Raw genomic sequence first — 16665 nt, 5'->3', positions numbered from 1 at the left:
CCTCAAGCATGGACCAATTGCCGTTGGCCTCGGCCGGTGCGCGCTGGCTGATCGCCGCGGCCGTCCTCGGTTCGGGTATCGCGCTGCTGGACGGCACCGTCGTCAACGTCGCGCTGCCGGCCATCGGGCGCGACCTGGGCGGCGGTTTGACCGGTCAGCAGTGGGTCCTCGACGGCTACCTGCTGACGCTGAGCGCGCTGCTGCTCACCGGAGGCGCCGCGGGCGACCGCTACGGCCGCCGACGGGTTTTCGTCGCCGGGCTGGTCGTCTTCACCGCGGCCTCCGTCGTCTGCGGCCTTTCGCCGACGGTCGGATGGCTGGTCGGCGCGCGGCTGGCGCAGGGGGTGGGCGCGGCGGCGCTGGTTCCGGGCAGCCTGGCGTTGATCGACGCCGGCATCGTCGACGACGACCGGGGCCGGGCCGTCGGGATCTGGGCGGGGATGTCGGGCGTGACGACGGCGCTCGGTCCGTTCATCGGCGGCTGGCTCGTCGACGCGGCGTCGTGGCGCTGGGTGTTCCTGTTGAACCTTCCGCTGGCGCTGGCGGTGCTGTGGATCGCCGCCCGGCACATTCCCGAATCGCGCGATCCGACCGCGCGCGGCCGTCCGGACGTCCTGGGCACCGCCGCCGTCAGCGTCGGGCTGTCCGGGGTGATCTACGCGCTCATCGAGGCGCCCTCGCGCGGTTGGACTTTCGTCACGGCTACGGCCGCCGTCGTGGGCACGGCGGCGCTGCTGGTTTTTCCGGTGATCGAACGGCGCGCGCAATCGCCGCTGTTGCCGTTGCAGCTGTTGCGATCCCGGCAATTCACCGGCGCCAACCTCACGACACTGGCCGTCTACACCGCGATCGGCGGCGCGTTGTTCCTGTTGGCCCTGCAGCTGCAACAAAGCCTGCACTACTCCGCGCTCGCGACGGGATTGGCGATGCTGCCGATGACGATCATCATGCTGATCGGCTCGCCGTGGGCCGGCGCGCTCGGGCAGCGGGCCGGGCCGCGGCTGCCCATGACGGTGGGCCCGGTGATCGCCGCGGCGGGTTTGGCGTTGATGGCGCGGATCGTGCCCGGGGCAACCTATCTCGGCGCGGTGCTGCCCGCCGTGGTCGTGTTCGGCGTCGGGTTGGCGATCACCGTGGCGCCGTTGACCGCGGCCGTCCTGTCCGTCGTCCCCGACGGCTACGCGGGCACCGCATCCGGCGTCAACAACGCCGTTGCGCGCCTCGCCGGGTTGCTTGCCGTCGCAGTGCTGCCGGTCGCGGCCGGCATCAGCGCGGGCCCGGGGCAGCCGCTCGGTCCCGGGTTCTCGGTGGCGATGGTCATTGCCGCCGCCGCTTGCCTGCTGGGCGCCGGCATCGCGGCGCTGACCGTCCGCTCCGGCGCGGATTTCGCGCGGCAGGTGCTGCCCGGCATCAACCACGCCTGCCAGGACCCGTGCACCAGACACCGGCCGTAATCGTGCGCCGTTCGTCCCGAAACGTGGGGCGGCGCCCGGCGAATTTTCAATAGATTCCGGGCATGACGGCGATGACGTGGGATGTCGACGGGCGCAAGGTGTTTGGCGTGGCCGCCGGCACCGGCGAGCCGGTGCTGCTGCTGCACGGGTATCCGCAGAGCGCGTCCTGCTGGCGCCACCAGATCGCGGCGCTGGCCGACACCCATCACGTCGTGGCGCCCGACTGGCCGGGGTTCGGCCGGTCCGACCCGCCGTCGACACCGCCGACGTACGACAACGAGGTCGACCGCCTCGAACGGCTCGTGCAGCGGTTGGGGTGGCAGCGATTCAACCTGTGCGCCCACGACTACGGCGGCTTCATCGGGCTCGGCTACGCCATTCGCCACCCCGAACGGGTGCAACGGCTCGCGTTGCTGAACACCCGGGCGCACGGGATCTTTCGGCCCTGGTTCTACCGGTTCTCGTTGGCGGAACACCGGATCGCGACCAACCCCGTGTTGTCCGCCGCCGCGCGAAGGCTGCCGCTGGCCGAGATACACCACGTGGCCCTGGACCGTTACCGAAAACTCGGCTGCTTCGACACCGCGCTGCAAGCCGAATACCTGGGTTGGATGAGGACACCGCAAGGCCGGCGCACGTTTTGGGAATTCTTCGCCCACTACCCGGTTCCAGCCGTCGATTGGCTGGCGGACGGGCTCGCGACCATCCGGTGCCCGGTCGCGGTGATCTGGGGTGAGCGCGACCCCTACATCCCGTTCGGCACGGCGCGCGAACTCGCCGAGCGCATTCCCGACGCCAGGCTGGTTCACTTGCCCGGCGCCGACCACTACGTCATGGAGGAGCGTCCCCGCGAGGTGACCGAGGCGCTGGTCGGCCTGCTCAACGCGGCTCCCGTCGCTAACCGGTGACGGTCATCTGATCGTCGCTGCTGGCCCACGACCGGGCGAAGACGTCGATCGGCACCTGCTCGTCGCGGCCCTGCTCGCTGCCGCTGTCGTTGAGGTGCACGACGCCGGCCGCGGTGTCGACGCCGGTGACCACGACGGCGTGGTTGGCTTCCGGCTGGCCGTCCGGGGTCTTGTCTTCGACGGGCTCGCGCCAGATGACCTCGGAGTTGACCCCGACGATCACCTTGCGGCCCTTGGCCAGATCCTGCTGCAGCGCCGACATCCCCGTCGGGACACCGGTCTTCGCGGCGCTCTGCTCGTCGGTTGAGGTGGCGTGGATGCCGTAGTGCGCGAGCAGCGCAGGCTCGTCGTCGAAGGACGTGCCGCTGCCGGCCTTGCGCTTCTTCGGCTTGGTGTAGATCGGCCCGGGGTGGACGGCGCTCGGGGTGGATTGGGCCAGCTTGACGATGGCCTGCTCGGAGGGCGGCTTGCCGGTCAGTTCACCGACGACATCGGCGACGGCCATTTCCACGCAGTCGTCGTCGTATCCCTGGTAGCGCCAGAACGCCGCGGCCGCCGCCGGGTTGCCGTAAAGGGTGCCCTCGCCGCGGGGCGGGTCGGGCGTGGCGTGCGCGGCGCCGGTCGCCAGGCCCAGCGCGGTGGCGCTGACCAGCATGGCGACGCCGGCGGCCCGGGCCGCGGTCGCAGTGCGGTTGCCGATCATGCCGTGAATGTCTGAAAGGAGCGCCGCGGCGTTACTTCTTGGCGTTCTCCGCGCGCGCCTCGTCTTCGACGGCCTCCAGGTGGCTGTCGTGGGCGGCCTGCCAGTGCTGATCAGCCGCGTTCTGCAGCCACGCGGAGGAATCCGGTCCCTGCATGGCGGCGCGCTGGTAGGTGTTGGCCGCTCGTTCGTGCACGCGCGCCAACTCCTCGTGGCGCCTGGCGGCGGCGTGGTGAGCGTCCTGGGCGAACTGCAGGGATTCCTCGGCGCGGTGACGCGCCGCGCTGACCGACTCCGAGGACGGCCGCTCGCCGGCGGCCAACTCGGCCCGACGCCATCGCCGACTCCCAACCGCGTATTGCCACCAACCATCACGGTACGACGGTAGAAACTATGACGGCTACGACGAAAGGCGCGCCATGACCGGCTCCGCACGACCGATGCGTTTCGACGTCAGCGACGTCATCGGCGAACAGGCGTCGTTGGCGGCGACCTATTACGCCGCGCCCCGTGGCGCCGACGCCCTGCTCGTCTGCCTTCCGGGCGGCACCTACAGCCGCGAGTACTGGGACCTGAAGTTCCCGGGCCGCAGCGGCTACAGCTTCGCCGACTTCGCCACCGAGAACGGCTACGGCGTCGTGACGATCGATCCGCTGGGCACCGGCGAAAGTTCCAAGCCGGCACGCGATTTCGACTTCACCGACATCGCCGCCGCGCTCGCGCGGGCGGTGTCCGCGCTGCCGGAGGAAATCGGCGAGCGCGTCCCCGCCCTCGCCGTGGCGCACTCGCTGGGCGGGTATCTCGCCATCGTTCAGCAGTCGCTGTATTCCAGCTACGCGGGGCTGGCGGTTCTCGGCTGCACCAATCAACACGTCGCGCCGCTGAACCTCGATCCCGCTTTCATCGCCCGGGCGGCCACCGCCGAGGGCCGCGCCGAGCTGGCCCGGCAGATCCTCGCCGCCCTTCCCGAGCCCTACGCCGAGGGCCCGCGCGAGTATCTGCAGAGCTGGTTCCACCTGGCCGACGTGCCCGCCGACGTCGTGGCGGCGGACTGTGTCACGGCAAAGTCGGTGGTACCGCGGGTGTTCGGCACCGCGATGGTCCCCGGCGTGGTCGCCGAGCACGCCGCACAGATCGACGTTCCCGTGCTTGTCGGCTTCGGCGTCGTCGACGTCTCACCGGACCCCCACGCGGAGGCCGGCGCCTACCGCCGCAGCCCCGACCTCACGACCGTCGTGCTGCCCGACAGCGCGCACTGCCACAACATGGCGTCCAGCCGGCGGCGGCTGTGGAGGCGCCTGCTCGATTGGGCGGCGACCGTAACCTCGAGGGCATGACGAAAACCCTCGACCAGTATTCGCCCGCCGTGCTGAGCCTCTTCCGTCTCGTCTACGGATTGCTCTTCGCCGCCTGTGGCTCGAATATCGTGTTCGCCTGGCCGGTCCATCCGACGTATGCGGTCGCGGCCGGAAGCTGGCCCGGGTGGTACGCCGGCGTGATCGAGGTTGTCACCGGGCTTCTGATCGCGCCCGGATTGTTCACCCGCGCCGCCGCTTTCATCGCGTCGGGGCAAATGGCGGTCGCCTATTTCTGGATGCATCAACCCAAAGCGCTCTGGCCCGTGGGGGATCCACCGGCGGGCAACGGCGGACTGCTGGCGATCCTGTTCTGCTTCGCGTTCTTCCTGCTCGTCTTCGTGGGCGGCGGGAGCTATTCCGTCGACGCCCTACGCGCCGGACGCGCTACGTCTCGCAGTGGGGGTGCGGTTCGGGGTCAAAGCACGTGACGGTCCCGTACGGGCAGCGCGGCAGGTAGATGCCGCCGCCTTTGCGCCAGCCTTTCCTGACCAGCTTTCTGGCCAGGTAGCGCGACGCCGTCAGCGCCTTGGCTTTCTCCGGCGCGGGGTAGAGGCGGGGGTTGTCGTAGGCGTCGTAGATGTCTTCGGCGAGCGCGTCGATGAGTTCGATGACCTCGCGGGGTGTGGCCATGCCCCATCAGGTTCCCGTTCGGATGACCAGGGAATCTTGTCACCGACAGGTTCCCTCCCCTTACTTCCGCTCGACCGGCGATAATGGCATTCTCTGTATTGGAGAAGCCATTTCCATAGCCAGCTCGGAGTGGAGGACGTTCGAATGGGCGCAGACCGCCGATGCGACGGGATGGTCGCGCTCGTCACGGGCAGCAGCCGGGGCCTGGGCAAGGCGATCGCCGCGCGGCTCGCCGCGCACGGCGCCACCGTGGCGCTCACCGCCCGCACGATGGAACCCGACGCCAAATACCAGGGATCGTTGAGCCAGACCCGCGACGAGATCGCGGCCGCCGGTGGCCGCGCCGTCGCGGTCCCGGCGGACCTTTCCCAATCGGAGGAGCGCGAGCGGCTTTTCGCGGAGGTGGTGAGCGCGGTCGGCGCTCCGGACATCCTGGTCAACAACGCCGCCGTCACGTTCCTGCGGCCGCTCGACGGGTTCCCCGAACGGCGCGCCCGGCTGATGATCGAGATGCACTTGCTCGGCCCGTTGCATCTGAGCCAGTTGGCGATCCCCGCGATGCGGGAGCGCGGGCGCGGGTGGATCCTGAACCTCACGTCGGTGGGCGGCGACCTGCCCCCGGGACCGCCGTTCTCCGAATTCGACCGGACCGCGGGGTTCGGTATCTACGGAACGGCCAAGGCCGCACTCAACCGGCTCACCAAAAGCCTGGCCGCCGAACTGTACGACGACGGCATCGCCGTCAACGCCGCCGCGCCGTCCAACCCGGTGGCAACCCCCGGGGCCGGCACCCTGGACCTGGCCAAGACCGACACCGAGGACATCGAACTGATCACCGAGACCGCCCTGCGGCTGTGCACGTGCGATCCCAGGGCCGTGACCGGGCGCATCGCGCACACCCAGCCCTTCCTGGCCGAAGTCGGCTGGTCGAAGCCGGCCGGCTGAGTGACCGAGCCCGACCTGGACGCGCTGCGGGCGCGACTCGCGGCGGCGGGCGTGGCCGACGTCGCGCCCCTCATCGGTGGCGCGTCCAGCCTCACGTTCTCCGGTGCGCGCGGCGGGCGGGCGGTGGTCATCAAGGTTGCCCCGCCCGGTGTGGAGCCGGTCGCGCACCGCGACGTGCTGCGTCAGGCGCGCGTCATGAAAGCGCTTGCGGGGAGCCGCGTTCCGGTTCCCGAGGTGCTCTGGGAGGACGCGGGCAGCCCGCCGCTGTTCGTGATTTCGCGGGTCGAAGGCGACTGCGTGGAGCCGCTTTTCGACGGTTGCCCGCCCGAGGCCGAGCTGGCCGGGCGCTACCGCAACGCGTCCCGCGTCATGGCCGCCCTGCACCGGTTGTCACCGGCCGACCTCGGCTTGGCCGATGAACCGCTGCTGGAACCCGCCGCGGAAGTGCGGCGCTGGTCGGACACGCTGGGCACCGTCGACGCGGCGCTGGTGCCCGGCTGGCCGGGCGTTCGCGACGCGTTGCTGGCCTGCGCGCCGGCGGCCATGGGCGCCAGCGTGATCCACGGTGACTTCCGGCTGGGCAACCTGCTGGCCGACGGCGCCCGCATCAACGCGGTGATCGACTGGGAGATCTGGGCGATCGGTGACCCGCGGATCGACGTGGGCTGGTTCCTGATCAACTGTGACCCCGAGACCTACCGGCGCGTGCGATCGTCCGGCATCGCGCCCCCGACCGGCGAGCTCGCCGGCATCTATCAACGCGAGTTGGGTTGCCTGGTCAGCGACCTGGGCTGGTTCACCGCGTTGGCGTGCTTCAAGTCGGCGGCGACCTGGTCGCTGATCGTCAAGCACAACCGCCGACGGCGTTCTCCGCGAGCCGAATTGGAAGCCATGGCACCGAGTCTGCCGAGGCTGCTGGAACGCGCCCGGTCACTGCTGGACTAGCCGCGGCCGCTGGTTACTGGCACCGAGCCCATCGATTTTCGCAATACATTCCCGTACCACCCCAGTAGGTTCCCGGATTGTCCCGATCGTGTGGGTCCTGGGCCAGCGCTGGGGTCTCGGTCAGTATTTGATTGATGATCGCGGGTCCCGGCGCCGGGATGGTGTCGTCCGGCTCCGCGTGCGCCACGCCACTGCCGGCGGCGACGGCGATGCCGGTCACCGCAGCGGCGAGCAGGCCGCCGGCGCATGCGTGAAGCCTCATCGCCGCCCTCTCTGTCGTCGCCGTGAATTGCCGACCTTTCCTGAGGCTACCCCGCCAGCGCCAGCATCCCGGGCGGATATCGCGTAACAGTTACGAACGCGCAACGACTCTGATCGACGTCCCAGCAAACTCACCGACGGCAATCGCACTGTGCGTACGGTGTCGCGGGTGAGGCCGTTAACCGTGGTCGTTCGCCGCGCGGCGGTATTCGTCGTGTGCCTCGTCATGGTGATGGCCACGGCCCCGGCCACCAGCGCCGATCCGGAGGCCGAGCCTGCCGCCGCGGCGGGGGTGCCGCCCGATGCGCTGGTGCCCTCCCCCCCGCCCGCCACCGTCACCACCCCTGACGGTTGGACGTTGGGCCTTGGCGCCAGGGACGAGATGCAAGTTCCCGTCGCGCCCCTGACCACGGCGCTCTCGTCCCGCGAATATCTCTCGAGCGGGATATTCGTCGCCTCGCTGATCGGACCCGAACAGCCTCGCGGCGAGCTCGAGGTGGGTTACGAGATCGGCTGCGGAATCGACATGAGCACGTCCAACGGCGTCACGATGGCGGGAAGCACCGGCATCACCCCGTCGCTCGGGACGACGGCGCTGTTGCCCGGCACGACAACGGGTTTTCTGCCGTTGATCTCCACGCCGGTCAACGGCGTGCTCAGCGTGGGTCTCAAGCCGGGCCTCATTATCGTGGTGCCGGTGGTCAAGAAGCAGTTCAAGGCGCCGAACCCCTGGGTCATGATCAGCAACTTCCACGTCAAGATCGATGGGTGCGTGGGGCAATCGTTCATTCGCTCCTACGCGGTGCTGACCCGGGTGACCGACCAATCCGACGTGGTGCTGTCCTACGTCGGCAACACCAAAGCCGTCTAGCGGGGTATGCCCGCCAGCTTGTCGGCGAACTTCTCCTCGGCGGCCGCGCGCAACCGCAACAGGTGTTCTGAGGGAAACAGATCCGGCGCGGGCGGGCGATCCTTCAGCAACAGGCGGGCCAGCGTCACCTTGTGAACTTCGGTGGGACCGTCGGCCAGTCCGAGCACGAACGACTCGACCAGGTACTGCACGAAGGGCATCTCGTGCGTGGTGCCAAGCGATCCGTGTAGCTGCAGCGCCCGCGCCGACACGTCGTGCAACACCTTCTGCATCATTGCCTTGACCGCCGAGATGTCCGCCCGCACCGCCTTGTAATCGTTGAGTTGGTCGATCTTCCAAGCGGTTTGGAGGGTCAGCAACCGGAACGCCTCGATCTCCATCCACGAGTCGGCGACCATCTCCTGCACCAGCTGCTTGTTGGCCAGCACCTCGCCCTGGGTGTAGCGCGACACCGCCCGCTCGCAGAGCATGTCGAAGATCCGGCGGACCAGGCCCACTGTGCGCATGGCGTGATGAATTCGCCCGCCGCCCAGGCGGGTTTGGGCGACGACGAACGCGCCGCCGCGCGGGCCCAGCATGTGATCCGCGGGGACGCGCACGTTTTCGTAACGGACGTACCCTTCGCGTCCGCCGCCCACCGGCTGATACCCCAACCCGACGTCGCGCATCACGTTGATGCCCGGGGTATCGCCGGGCACGACGAACATCGAGTAGCGCTGGTAGGGCGGCGCGTCGGGGTCGGTCATCGCCATCACGATGAGGAACGACGCCATCGACGCGAACGACGAAAACCACTTCTCCCCGTTGATGATCCAGTGGTCACCGTCGGGCACCGCGGTGGTGCGGAACACCTTGGGGTCCGCGCCGCCCTGCGGCTCGGTCATCGAGAAGCACGACACGATGCGGTTGTCCAGCAGCGGCTCGAGGTAGCGCGCCTTGAGCTCCGGGGTGCCGTAGTGCGCGAGGATCTCGCTGTTGCCGGAGTCGGGGGCCTGCGAGCCGAAGACGATCGGCGCGCATTCCGAACGACCCAGAATCTCGTTGAGCAGAGCCAGTTTCACCTGACCGTAGCCCGGCCCGCCCAGGTGCGGACCGAGGTGGGTGGCCCACAGCCCGCGCTCCTTCACGATCTCCTGCAGCGGCGGGATCAGCGCCTGGCGCACGGGGTCGTTCAGGTCATGAGACTCCTTGACGATCAGGTCGATCGGTTCGCATTCGTTGCGCACGAACTCCTCGACCCACTTCAGTTGCTCGGCCCACTGCGGGTCGGTGGAGAAGTCCCACGACATCCGTCGTCCCCTCTCTTGTCACTGCCATTTCTTTCGGCGCTCGGCCGCTTCCTCGGTGGCGTGCGAAAGCACCTGGTTGCGGTTCTCCAGCTCCAGGGCCGACGACAGGCTCGCCGCGTCGGTATTGACCTGCAGCGCACGCTTTGTCAGTTGCACGCCGAGCGGGGCCAGGCCGGCGATCAGCGACGCCAATTCCACGGCGCGCTCGAGCAACCGATCGGGTTCGACGATCTCGCTGACCAGCCCGTGCCTATCCGCCTCGGCGGCCGGGACCGTGCGTCCGGTCAGCATCCAGTCGGCCGCGACGCTGGTGCCGACGACGCGGGGGAGGTGATAACTCATGCCCATCTCGGCGCCGGACAGCCCGAGCAGGATGGCGGCGTTGCCGAACGAGGCTTGCGCCGAACAGATCCGGATGTCGGCGGCCAGGCACAGCGCGAACCCCGCGCCGACGCAGGGGCCGTTGACGGCGGCGATGACCGGCTGCGGCAGCGCGCGCACGCCCTCGGCGAGCGCGGCCATGCGCTCCTGGAAGCGCATCCGGTCCAGGGCGGGGGCGCTCGACTCGGGCACATCGGGCCCGAAGTCGCGCATGTCGATCCCGACGCAGAAGCCGCGCCCGGCGCCCGTCAGGACGACCGCACGCACCCACCGGTCGGCCGCCAAATCGCCCAGAGCCGTGCCCAATTCGGACTGCATGACCGCGTTGATGGCGTTCAGCCGCTCCGGGCGGTTCAACCGCACGACGACGACGCCGTCGCGGGGCCGGTCGAGTTCGAGCGTGTGTGGCACTGCCGAGGGTCTCCTTCGATCACCACCGATCGTAATGTCTCTCTCGGCATAGGAGAATAACCTTCTCCGAAATCGCGAAGCTATTCTCTGGCCCGAACGGGCCATATCTGGCGCTTACGGACCGACGGCGGTGGCCGGCCGGGGCTGATACTGGCTCTCATGCATATCACCGTCGACTACGACCTCTGTGAGGGACACGGGCAGTGCCTACTGGGGGCTCCCGATGTTTTCGACATTCCCGACGGTGCCGAACAAGTGGTGGTACTCCAGCCGGACCCGCCCGAAGCGGACCGCGAACGGGTGATTCGGGCAGCCGCGATGTGCCCGGCCCAAGCGATCCGGATCCTTAACTGATCCGGCCCGTTTCCGCAACGTCGTCGAGCAACCGGTAGCGCCCGGCCAATGCGGCGGCGGCAACGCGGTTGCTGACGCCGAGTTTGTGCAGCAGCGTCGCCACCATGCGTTTGGCGGTGCGCTCGGACACCAGCATCCGGTCGGCGATGTCGCCGGTTTCCATGCCGGTAGCGAGCAGGGTCCACAGTTGGAGGTCCTGGGCGCTGAGGTTGTCGAGCAGCTCGGGCGGCGGCTTGCGGATGTTGCTCAGCAGCGCATCGAGCAGCGCGCCGTCGATGACCCGCAGGCCCTCCGCGATCGTCCATAGTGGCCCCGCCAGCGCCTCGGGCCGCGCGGTTTTGGGTAGAAAGCCGTCGGCGCCGGCCCGCAACGCCTCCTCGGCCAACGCCAGGTCGTCGGTCCCCGACAGCGCCAGGATCCGGGTCCTCGGCCGGCGCGCCTTGATGTGGCGGATGGCGGCCACCCCGCCCAGGGGCGGCATCGACAGGTCGATGATCGCGACATCGGCGTCACAGCGGGCCGCCAGGTCGGCGGCCTCTTCCACGTATGTCGTCTGGCCGCCGACGGTGAACAGTTCGCCCCATTCGCGGGTGAGCAGCAGGGCCAGGCCCTGCGCGAACAGCTCATGGTCGTCCACGATCACCACGACGTACGGCGTGCGAGTCATTGCCGCGATGCTAGCCCCGACTCTATGGTCAGCCGGGTGAGAACGCTCGATCAGCTCCGAACCACGGTGGACTTCGACGGCGAGGACTACGGGCTGGCCCGCACCGTCGTCGCGGTACGGGTCGCCGTGGTGGCATCAATCGGTGTGCTGGTGGCGATCGGACCCCAGTGGATTCGTCAGCACACGGCGGCCACCGTGGCGGTGTTGGGCGCCGCGATGATCTACTCGGCCGTCCTGATGGCTTACCCGCAGCTGGAGGTCCGGCGCACTCGGTATTCGTGGCTGGTCACCGGCTTCGACTCCGCGTTCACGCTGGCGCTCATCGCCTTGAGCGGCGGCGTCTACAGCCCGGTGGTCGCGGTGTTGGCGCTGGCGGTGATCGCCTCGGCGGCGCGGCTGTCCTTCGGCGAAACCCTGCTCCTCGCGGTCCTTTTGGGCACCGCCTACATCCCCGTGGCGCTGACGTCGTCGCCGAGACTTCCGGTCACCGCGGCCCCGGCGCTACAGGCGGGCTGGTCCGCGGTGTATCTCATCTTCGTCGCGATCATCACCGCGGGGCTATCCGCGCTCGCCGAACGCGAACACCGCTCCCGGCTGCATGCGCTGGTAGAGGCCGAGGCGGAACACGCCGCCGCCGAGGAGGAACGTGACCTGCGGGCGCGCCTGCTGCGCTCCTACCAGTCGCAGCAGGATGGACTTCAGGTGTTGGTGCACGAATTTCGCACTCCCGTCACGTCTTTGGAGGCGCTGACCGAGGCGCTGACTTCCAAGCAGCCAATGTCGGAGGTCGACCGGGACACAAGTCTGCAGCTGGTGGCCAGGCACGTGCGCCACCTGGCCGACATGCTCGACGCCCTGTCCGACGTCGCGCTGAGCCGCCGCCCGACGTTCTCGGCGGGCCGGGTTCGCCGCGTCGACGTGGCGGATCTCATCGTTGCCGCCGCCGACGCTGTGGGCCTGGCGGCACCGCGGTTGCGGCTGAGCGTCAGCGGCGAAGTCGACGCCGTGGCCGTGAACGCTCAGGGGCTGCGCCGGCTGTTGACCAACCTGCTGGAGAACGCCTCCCGACACGGCCGACGTGAGCCGGTCGACGTCACGTGCTCGCGGGAAGGCGACGAGTTGGTCTTCACGGTGGCCGACCGCGGGCCCGGTGTCCCGGCCGAAAGCTTCGGCGAGCTGACCACCAAGTACGTCAGCGTCGGCGGCCAACGTGGCACCGCCGGGCTCGGCCTGTGGATTGTGCAGCAGATCGCCGAAGCGATGGGCGGCCGGGTGGACTTCGCCGCGCGCGACGGCGGCGGCCTCGTCGCCACCTTCCGCGCACCCATCGCCTGATCGCCGGTTCCACCCGATGGCCCGTACAGGCCAGTGATTGGCACTCGGGGCTGTGCCGCGCCGCCGCCGCGCTGGCCAGCATGGCCACATGACCGCACCCACAACGGCCCCCACCCATAAGGACATCGATCTGAGCGCGCGCGCGTTCTGGGCGAAGCCCCCGGAGGAGCGGGACGCCTCGTTCGCCGTCCTGCGCGCAGAGAACCCGGTGCCGTGGAGCCGCCCGGCGGAGTCGGATCTGCTGCCCCCCGAGCTCAATACCAAGGGCTTCTGGTCGCTGACCAAACAAGACGACATCCGGATGGCCAGTCGCCACCCGGAGATCTTCTCCTCGGCTCAGGGCATCACGATGGAGGACTTCGCCCCCGAGGCGGTGGAGATCGCGCAGTCGTTCATCGCCATGGACGCCCCGCGGCACACCCAGCTGCGCGGGATCACGACGGAGGCATTCAAGCCCAAGAACGTGCGCCGCTTGGAAGGCTGGATCCGCGGACACGCCCACGACCTGGTCAGCGAGATGGCGCACCTAGGTGAAGGGGACTTCGTCCAGCTCGTGTCAGTCAAGCTGCCCGGCCGCATCTTCGGCAGCTTCTTCGGGTTGCCCGAAGGCGAACTGCGGGACAAGGCGGTGACCGCCGCCCAGCGGCTCGTGGGCTGGACAGACCCGAACATCCGCGGCGAGCAGAGCGAACTCGAACTGTTCATGGGCGCCGTGATGGACCTGCACGAGGTGGCGACGGTGTTGATCCCGCAGCGGCGGGCCAACCCCGGTGATGACCTGATGACCTGGATGGTGCAGGCCGAGTTCGACGGCAAGAAGATGACCGACGACGAGCTGAAGGCGTTCTTCGTGCTGATGGGCGTCGCGTCCAACGACACCACGCGGCACGCCTCGGCCCACGCCATCGCCGCCCTTTCGAAGTTCGAAGACCAGCGCGCGCTGCTCGTCGAGGACGTCGAGGGCCGCGTCGGCACCGCCGTCGAGGAGGTGCTGCGCTGGGGATCGCCCTTGCTGCACATGCGCCGCACCGCCACTCAGGACATCACCGTGCGCGGTTCGGAGATCAAGGCCGGCGACAAGGTCGTGCTGTGGTACTACTCGGGCAACCGCGACGAGGACGTCTTCGAAGATCCGCATTCGTTCAACATCCTGCGAAACCCGAACCCGCACATCGCCTTCGGTGGCGGTGGCCCGCACTTCTGCCTGGGCGCGGCGCTGGCCCGCACCATGCTCAAGGCGTTGCTGACCGAGGTCTATACGCGCATCCCGGACATCTCGGCGCCGGAGCCCAACTACGCCCTGGCCAATTTCATCAATGGTGTCAACAGCCTGCCGGCGACCTGGACACCCGAGAAGCCTTGATCGCGAGGAGTTTCGATGAAAACGAAAGCGGCGGTGCTCTGGAGGCTGCACCACAAGTGGGAAGTCGAAGAGGTCGACCTTGACGGGCCGAAGGAGAACGAGGTCCTGGTCAAGATGGCGGCCGCTGGGCTGTGCCACTCCGATGACCACCTGATCACCGGCGACCTGCCGATGCAGCTACCGGTGGTCGGTGGGCATGAGGGCGCGGGCGTCGTCGTGGATGTCGGCCCGGGCGTCACCGAAGTGGCCCAAGGCGATTCGGTGGTGCTGAGTTTCATTCCGGCCTGCGGTCGCTGCGAACCGTGTTCGCGCGGCATGAGCAACCTGTGCGTGCTCGGGGCCGCAATCATCGCCGGACCGCAACTCGACGGCACCTTCCGGTTCCATGCGAAAGGCCAAGACCTGGGCCAGATGTGCGTGCTGGGAACGTTCTCCGAATACACGGTGGTGCCACTGGCCTCGGTGATCAAGGTGGGTCCGTCCACCGCGCTGGACACCGCCGCCCTGGTGGGGTGCGGAGTCACCACCGGCTACGGCAGCATGGTGCGCACCGGCGAAGCGCGCGACGGCGACACCGTGGTGGTCATGGGTGTGGGCGGTATCGGCATGAACGCGGTGCAGGGCGCACGGATCGCGGGGGCACGCGTCATCGTCGCCCTTGATCCCGTGGAGTACAAAAGGAGCCGCTCCCTCGAGTTCGGCGCCACCCACACCGCGGCGACCATCGACGAGGCCCAAGCCCTGATCACCGACCTCACGCGCGGACAGTTGGCCGACGTCTGCGTGGTCAGCACCGATTCGGCCGAGGGGAGCTATGTGGCGCAGGCCCTGAGCCTGGTCGGCAAGCGCGGCAGGGTGGTGATGACCGCGATCCCGCACCCGACCGACACTAGCGTCGACCTGTCGCTGTTCGATTTAACCCTGTACGAAAAGCAGGTTCGTGGATCGCTTTTCGGCTCGTCCAATCCCCGTCGGGACATTCCCCGCATGCTCGATTTGTATGGCGCCGGGCAGCTGAAGCTCAACGAACTCGTCACGCGCGAGTACACGCTCGAGGAGATCAACGCGGGCTACGCCGACATGCACGCCGGGGTGAACCTCCGCGGGTTGATCCGGTTCTGAATCGGCTGCCGATGATTAGCCTGATCACTATCGCCGTCATTTATGTTGCCCCATTGGGAATCCCGGCCGGAGTCAGCGCCGCGCACCACGCCGCCGACCGATTCAGGAGCTTCGCACGATCGCGCCCACGGATCCGATGACAGCGAGGACGAGATGACCGCCATTCCGCACTATTCGATGTACATTGACGGCCGTTGGCGGGACACGTCACGCAGGTTAGAGGTGCGTGATCCCGCGACCGATGAGTTGGTCGCGACCGTCGCCCACGGCGATGTCACCGTGGCCGACGAGGCGGTCGCAGCGGCCAAAGCAGCAGATGCCTCCGGTACCTGGCGGCTGACACCCGCGGCGGAGCGCGCTCGAACCCTGGACGCGATCGCTGACAACCTCGCCGCACGGTTCGACGAGTTGACCGCCCTGCAGGTACGCGAAAACGGTGCTACCGCACGTTCCGCGGGAGCTTTTCTCCTGGGCTACTCGATCGCCCACCTGAAATACTTCGCCTCGTTGGCGCGGTCGTACGCGTTCGAGGAAACCGGGCCCTTGATGGAAGCGCCCACGCTGGCCGCCGGCGTGCTTCGCCGGGAGCCGGTGGGGGTGTGCGCCGGTATTGTGCCGTGGAACTTTCCCTTGCTGCTGGCGGTGTGGAAGCTGGGCCCCGCTTTGGCGGCCGGCAACACGATAGTGCTCAAACCCGACGATCAGACCCCGCTGACGCTGCTCGAATTAGCCAGGGCGGCAGACGAAGTCGGACTGCCGGCCGGGGTGCTGAACGTTGTGACAGGACCCGGCCCGGTCGTCGGCGCCCGGCTCGCCGAACACCCCGATGTGCGCAAGGTGGCCTTCACCGGCTCAACCGAGGTCGGTAAAGCGGTGATGCGCGCCGCCGCCGACAACGTCAAGAAGGTCACCCTCGAGTTGGGCGGCAAGGGCGCCAACATCGTCTGCGACGACGCCGATCTGGACCTCGCGGTCGACGGCACGCTGTTCGGATTCCTGCTGATGAGTGGGCAGGCCTGCGAGTCCGGAACGCGGCTGCTGCTGCATGAATCGGTTCACGACGAGTTCGTGCGACGGCTGGTCACGCGCGCGTCCACGCTTGTCGTCGGTAATCCGATGGACCCGACCACGGACATCGGCCCGCTGATATCCGCCAAACAGAAAGCGCGAGTGGAAAAGTACATCGCGCTCGGCCAAGAGGAGGGATGCAAGGTCGCGTTCCAGGGCACGGTGCCTGCCGAAGCCGCACTCGCGGATGGCCATTGGGTCGCGCCGACCATCCTGAGCGACGCGACAAACGACATGCGGGTGGCGCGCGAGGAGATCTTCGGACCGGTGCTGGTGGTGATCAAATACGCCGACGACGCAGAGGCGGTCGCCATCGCCAACGACAGCGAGTACGGATTGTCCGCGGGCGTGTGGAGCACGGACAATGAACGCGCGCTGGGTATCGCCCGCCAGTTGGAATCGGGAACGGTGTGGATCAACGACTGGCACATGGTCAATGCGATGTTCCCCTTCGGGGGTATGAAGCAAAGCGGTCTGGGGCGCGAGCTCGGGCCCCACGCGCTCGACGAGTACACCGAACAGAAGTTCGTGCATATGGATATGACGAACGACCGTGCCAAGCGGGTCTATGCCGTTGTGGTGGCGGCCGCGGAAACGGCCTGA

19 protein-coding genes are annotated in these 16665 nt (G+C 68.4%); 12 read left to right on the top strand and 7 right to left on the bottom strand.

Features of this window, described 5'->3' with window-relative positions; translation table 11 throughout:
- Window positions 1–8: 8 nt before the first annotated feature.
- Window positions 9–1454 (top strand): MFS transporter, encoded by a 1446-nt coding sequence (locus AC5Y7V_RS11020; RefSeq protein ID WP_499880055.1) that lies wholly within the window; start codon window positions 9–11, stop codon window positions 1452–1454.
- A 62-nt stretch (window positions 1455–1516) separates the two neighbouring features.
- The gene (locus AC5Y7V_RS11015; RefSeq protein ID WP_499880054.1) at window positions 1517–2362 is read left to right on the top strand and encodes an alpha/beta fold hydrolase; all 846 of its coding nucleotides are present in this window, start codon (window positions 1517–1519) and stop codon (window positions 2360–2362) included.
- Here AC5Y7V_RS11015 and AC5Y7V_RS11010 read toward each other — a convergent pair.
- Together AC5Y7V_RS11010 and AC5Y7V_RS11005 are read right to left on the bottom strand one after the other, a co-directional pair.
- The gene (locus AC5Y7V_RS11010; RefSeq protein WP_499880053.1) at window positions 2352–3065 is read right to left on the bottom strand and encodes a C39 family peptidase; all 714 of its coding nucleotides are present in this window, start codon (window positions 3063–3065) and stop codon (window positions 2352–2354) included. The genes AC5Y7V_RS11015 and AC5Y7V_RS11010 overlap by 11 nt on opposite strands.
- Before the next feature lie 31 nt (window positions 3066–3096).
- Window positions 3097–3384 carry a hypothetical protein gene (locus AC5Y7V_RS11005; RefSeq protein WP_499880052.1) on the bottom strand — a complete coding sequence of 96 codons (288 nt, stop codon included), beginning with the start codon at window positions 3382–3384 and terminating at the stop codon, window positions 3097–3099.
- Between the two features lie 97 nt (window positions 3385–3481).
- Between AC5Y7V_RS11005 and AC5Y7V_RS11000 the strand changes: the two genes are divergently transcribed.
- Both AC5Y7V_RS11000 and AC5Y7V_RS10995 read left to right on the top strand, forming a co-directional pair.
- Window positions 3482–4399: an alpha/beta hydrolase gene (locus tag AC5Y7V_RS11000; protein WP_499880051.1), complete on the top strand. Its 918-nt coding sequence runs from the start codon at window positions 3482–3484 to the stop codon at window positions 4397–4399.
- Window positions 4396–4848: a DoxX family protein gene (locus AC5Y7V_RS10995; RefSeq protein WP_499880050.1), complete on the top strand. Its 453-nt coding sequence runs from the start codon at window positions 4396–4398 to the stop codon at window positions 4846–4848. The genes AC5Y7V_RS11000 and AC5Y7V_RS10995 overlap by 4 nt, the downstream gene beginning before the upstream one ends.
- Here AC5Y7V_RS10995 and AC5Y7V_RS10990 read toward each other — a convergent pair.
- Window positions 4805–5050, bottom strand: coding sequence for a hypothetical protein (locus AC5Y7V_RS10990; RefSeq protein WP_499880049.1), 246 nt, complete (start codon window positions 5048–5050; stop codon window positions 4805–4807). The genes AC5Y7V_RS10995 and AC5Y7V_RS10990 overlap by 44 nt on opposite strands.
- A 144-nt stretch (window positions 5051–5194) precedes the next feature.
- Between AC5Y7V_RS10990 and AC5Y7V_RS10985 the strand changes: the two genes are divergently transcribed.
- Window positions 5195–5995 carry an SDR family NAD(P)-dependent oxidoreductase gene (locus tag AC5Y7V_RS10985; RefSeq protein WP_499880048.1) on the top strand — a complete coding sequence of 267 codons (801 nt, stop codon included), beginning with the start codon at window positions 5195–5197 and terminating at the stop codon, window positions 5993–5995.
- Entirely contained in the window at window positions 5996–6940 is a 945-nt protein-coding gene (locus AC5Y7V_RS10980) for a phosphotransferase family protein (RefSeq protein WP_499880047.1), read from the top strand.
- A gap of 13 nt (window positions 6941–6953) precedes the next feature.
- Here the strand turns inward: AC5Y7V_RS10980 and AC5Y7V_RS10975 are convergent, their stop codons facing one another.
- Window positions 6954–7202 (bottom strand): hypothetical protein, encoded by a 249-nt coding sequence (locus AC5Y7V_RS10975; protein ID WP_499880046.1) that lies wholly within the window; start codon window positions 7200–7202, stop codon window positions 6954–6956.
- A 183-nt stretch (window positions 7203–7385) separates the two neighbouring features.
- Here AC5Y7V_RS10975 and AC5Y7V_RS10970 point away from each other — a divergent pair, with 183 nt between their 5' ends.
- A complete protein-coding gene (locus AC5Y7V_RS10970) occupies window positions 7386–8072 on the top strand; it encodes an MspA family porin (RefSeq protein ID WP_499880184.1) in 687 nt (228 codons plus the stop codon).
- Here the strand turns inward: AC5Y7V_RS10970 and AC5Y7V_RS10965 are convergent.
- Both AC5Y7V_RS10965 and AC5Y7V_RS10960 read right to left on the bottom strand, forming a co-directional pair.
- Complete coding sequence (locus AC5Y7V_RS10965; RefSeq protein ID WP_499880045.1) at window positions 8069–9361, bottom strand: acyl-CoA dehydrogenase family protein; 1293 nt, start codon at window positions 9359–9361, stop codon at window positions 8069–8071. The genes AC5Y7V_RS10970 and AC5Y7V_RS10965 overlap by 4 nt on opposite strands.
- An 18-nt stretch (window positions 9362–9379) precedes the next feature.
- Window positions 9380–10153, bottom strand: coding sequence for an enoyl-CoA hydratase/isomerase family protein (locus AC5Y7V_RS10960; RefSeq protein ID WP_499880044.1), 774 nt, complete (start codon window positions 10151–10153; stop codon window positions 9380–9382).
- 159 nt (window positions 10154–10312) lie between these two features.
- Between AC5Y7V_RS10960 and AC5Y7V_RS10955 the strand changes: the two genes are divergently transcribed.
- Window positions 10313–10507 carry a ferredoxin gene (locus AC5Y7V_RS10955; RefSeq protein WP_499880043.1) on the top strand — a complete coding sequence of 65 codons (195 nt, stop codon included), beginning with the start codon at window positions 10313–10315 and terminating at the stop codon, window positions 10505–10507.
- Here AC5Y7V_RS10955 and AC5Y7V_RS10950 read toward each other — a convergent pair.
- A complete protein-coding gene (locus AC5Y7V_RS10950; RefSeq protein WP_499880042.1) occupies window positions 10500–11174 on the bottom strand; it encodes a response regulator in 675 nt (224 codons plus the stop codon). The two genes, AC5Y7V_RS10955 and AC5Y7V_RS10950, sit on opposite strands and share 8 nt — an antisense overlap.
- Window positions 11175–11210: 36 nt before the next feature.
- On the opposite strand from AC5Y7V_RS10950, the gene AC5Y7V_RS10945 reads away from it, so the two are divergent.
- From AC5Y7V_RS10945 to AC5Y7V_RS10930, 4 genes are all read left to right on the top strand, one after another.
- Entirely contained in the window at window positions 11211–12509 is a 1299-nt protein-coding gene (locus AC5Y7V_RS10945) for a sensor histidine kinase (RefSeq protein WP_499880041.1), read from the top strand.
- A gap of 88 nt (window positions 12510–12597) precedes the next feature.
- Window positions 12598–13872, top strand: coding sequence for a cytochrome P450 (locus tag AC5Y7V_RS10940; protein ID WP_499880040.1), 1275 nt, complete (start codon window positions 12598–12600; stop codon window positions 13870–13872).
- A 15-nt stretch (window positions 13873–13887) separates the two neighbouring features.
- A complete protein-coding gene (locus AC5Y7V_RS10935) occupies window positions 13888–14994 on the top strand; it encodes an NDMA-dependent alcohol dehydrogenase (RefSeq protein WP_499880039.1) in 1107 nt (368 codons plus the stop codon).
- 153 nt (window positions 14995–15147) lie between these two features.
- Window positions 15148–16665 carry an aldehyde dehydrogenase family protein gene (locus tag AC5Y7V_RS10930; RefSeq protein WP_499880038.1) on the top strand — a complete coding sequence of 506 codons (1518 nt, stop codon included), beginning with the start codon at window positions 15148–15150 and terminating at the stop codon, window positions 16663–16665.

It is taken from the genome of Mycobacterium sp. NGS34, assembly GCF_059812845.1.
Note: the sequence above shows the minus strand (reverse complement) of the source record. Positions and strands in the feature narration are given on the sequence as shown.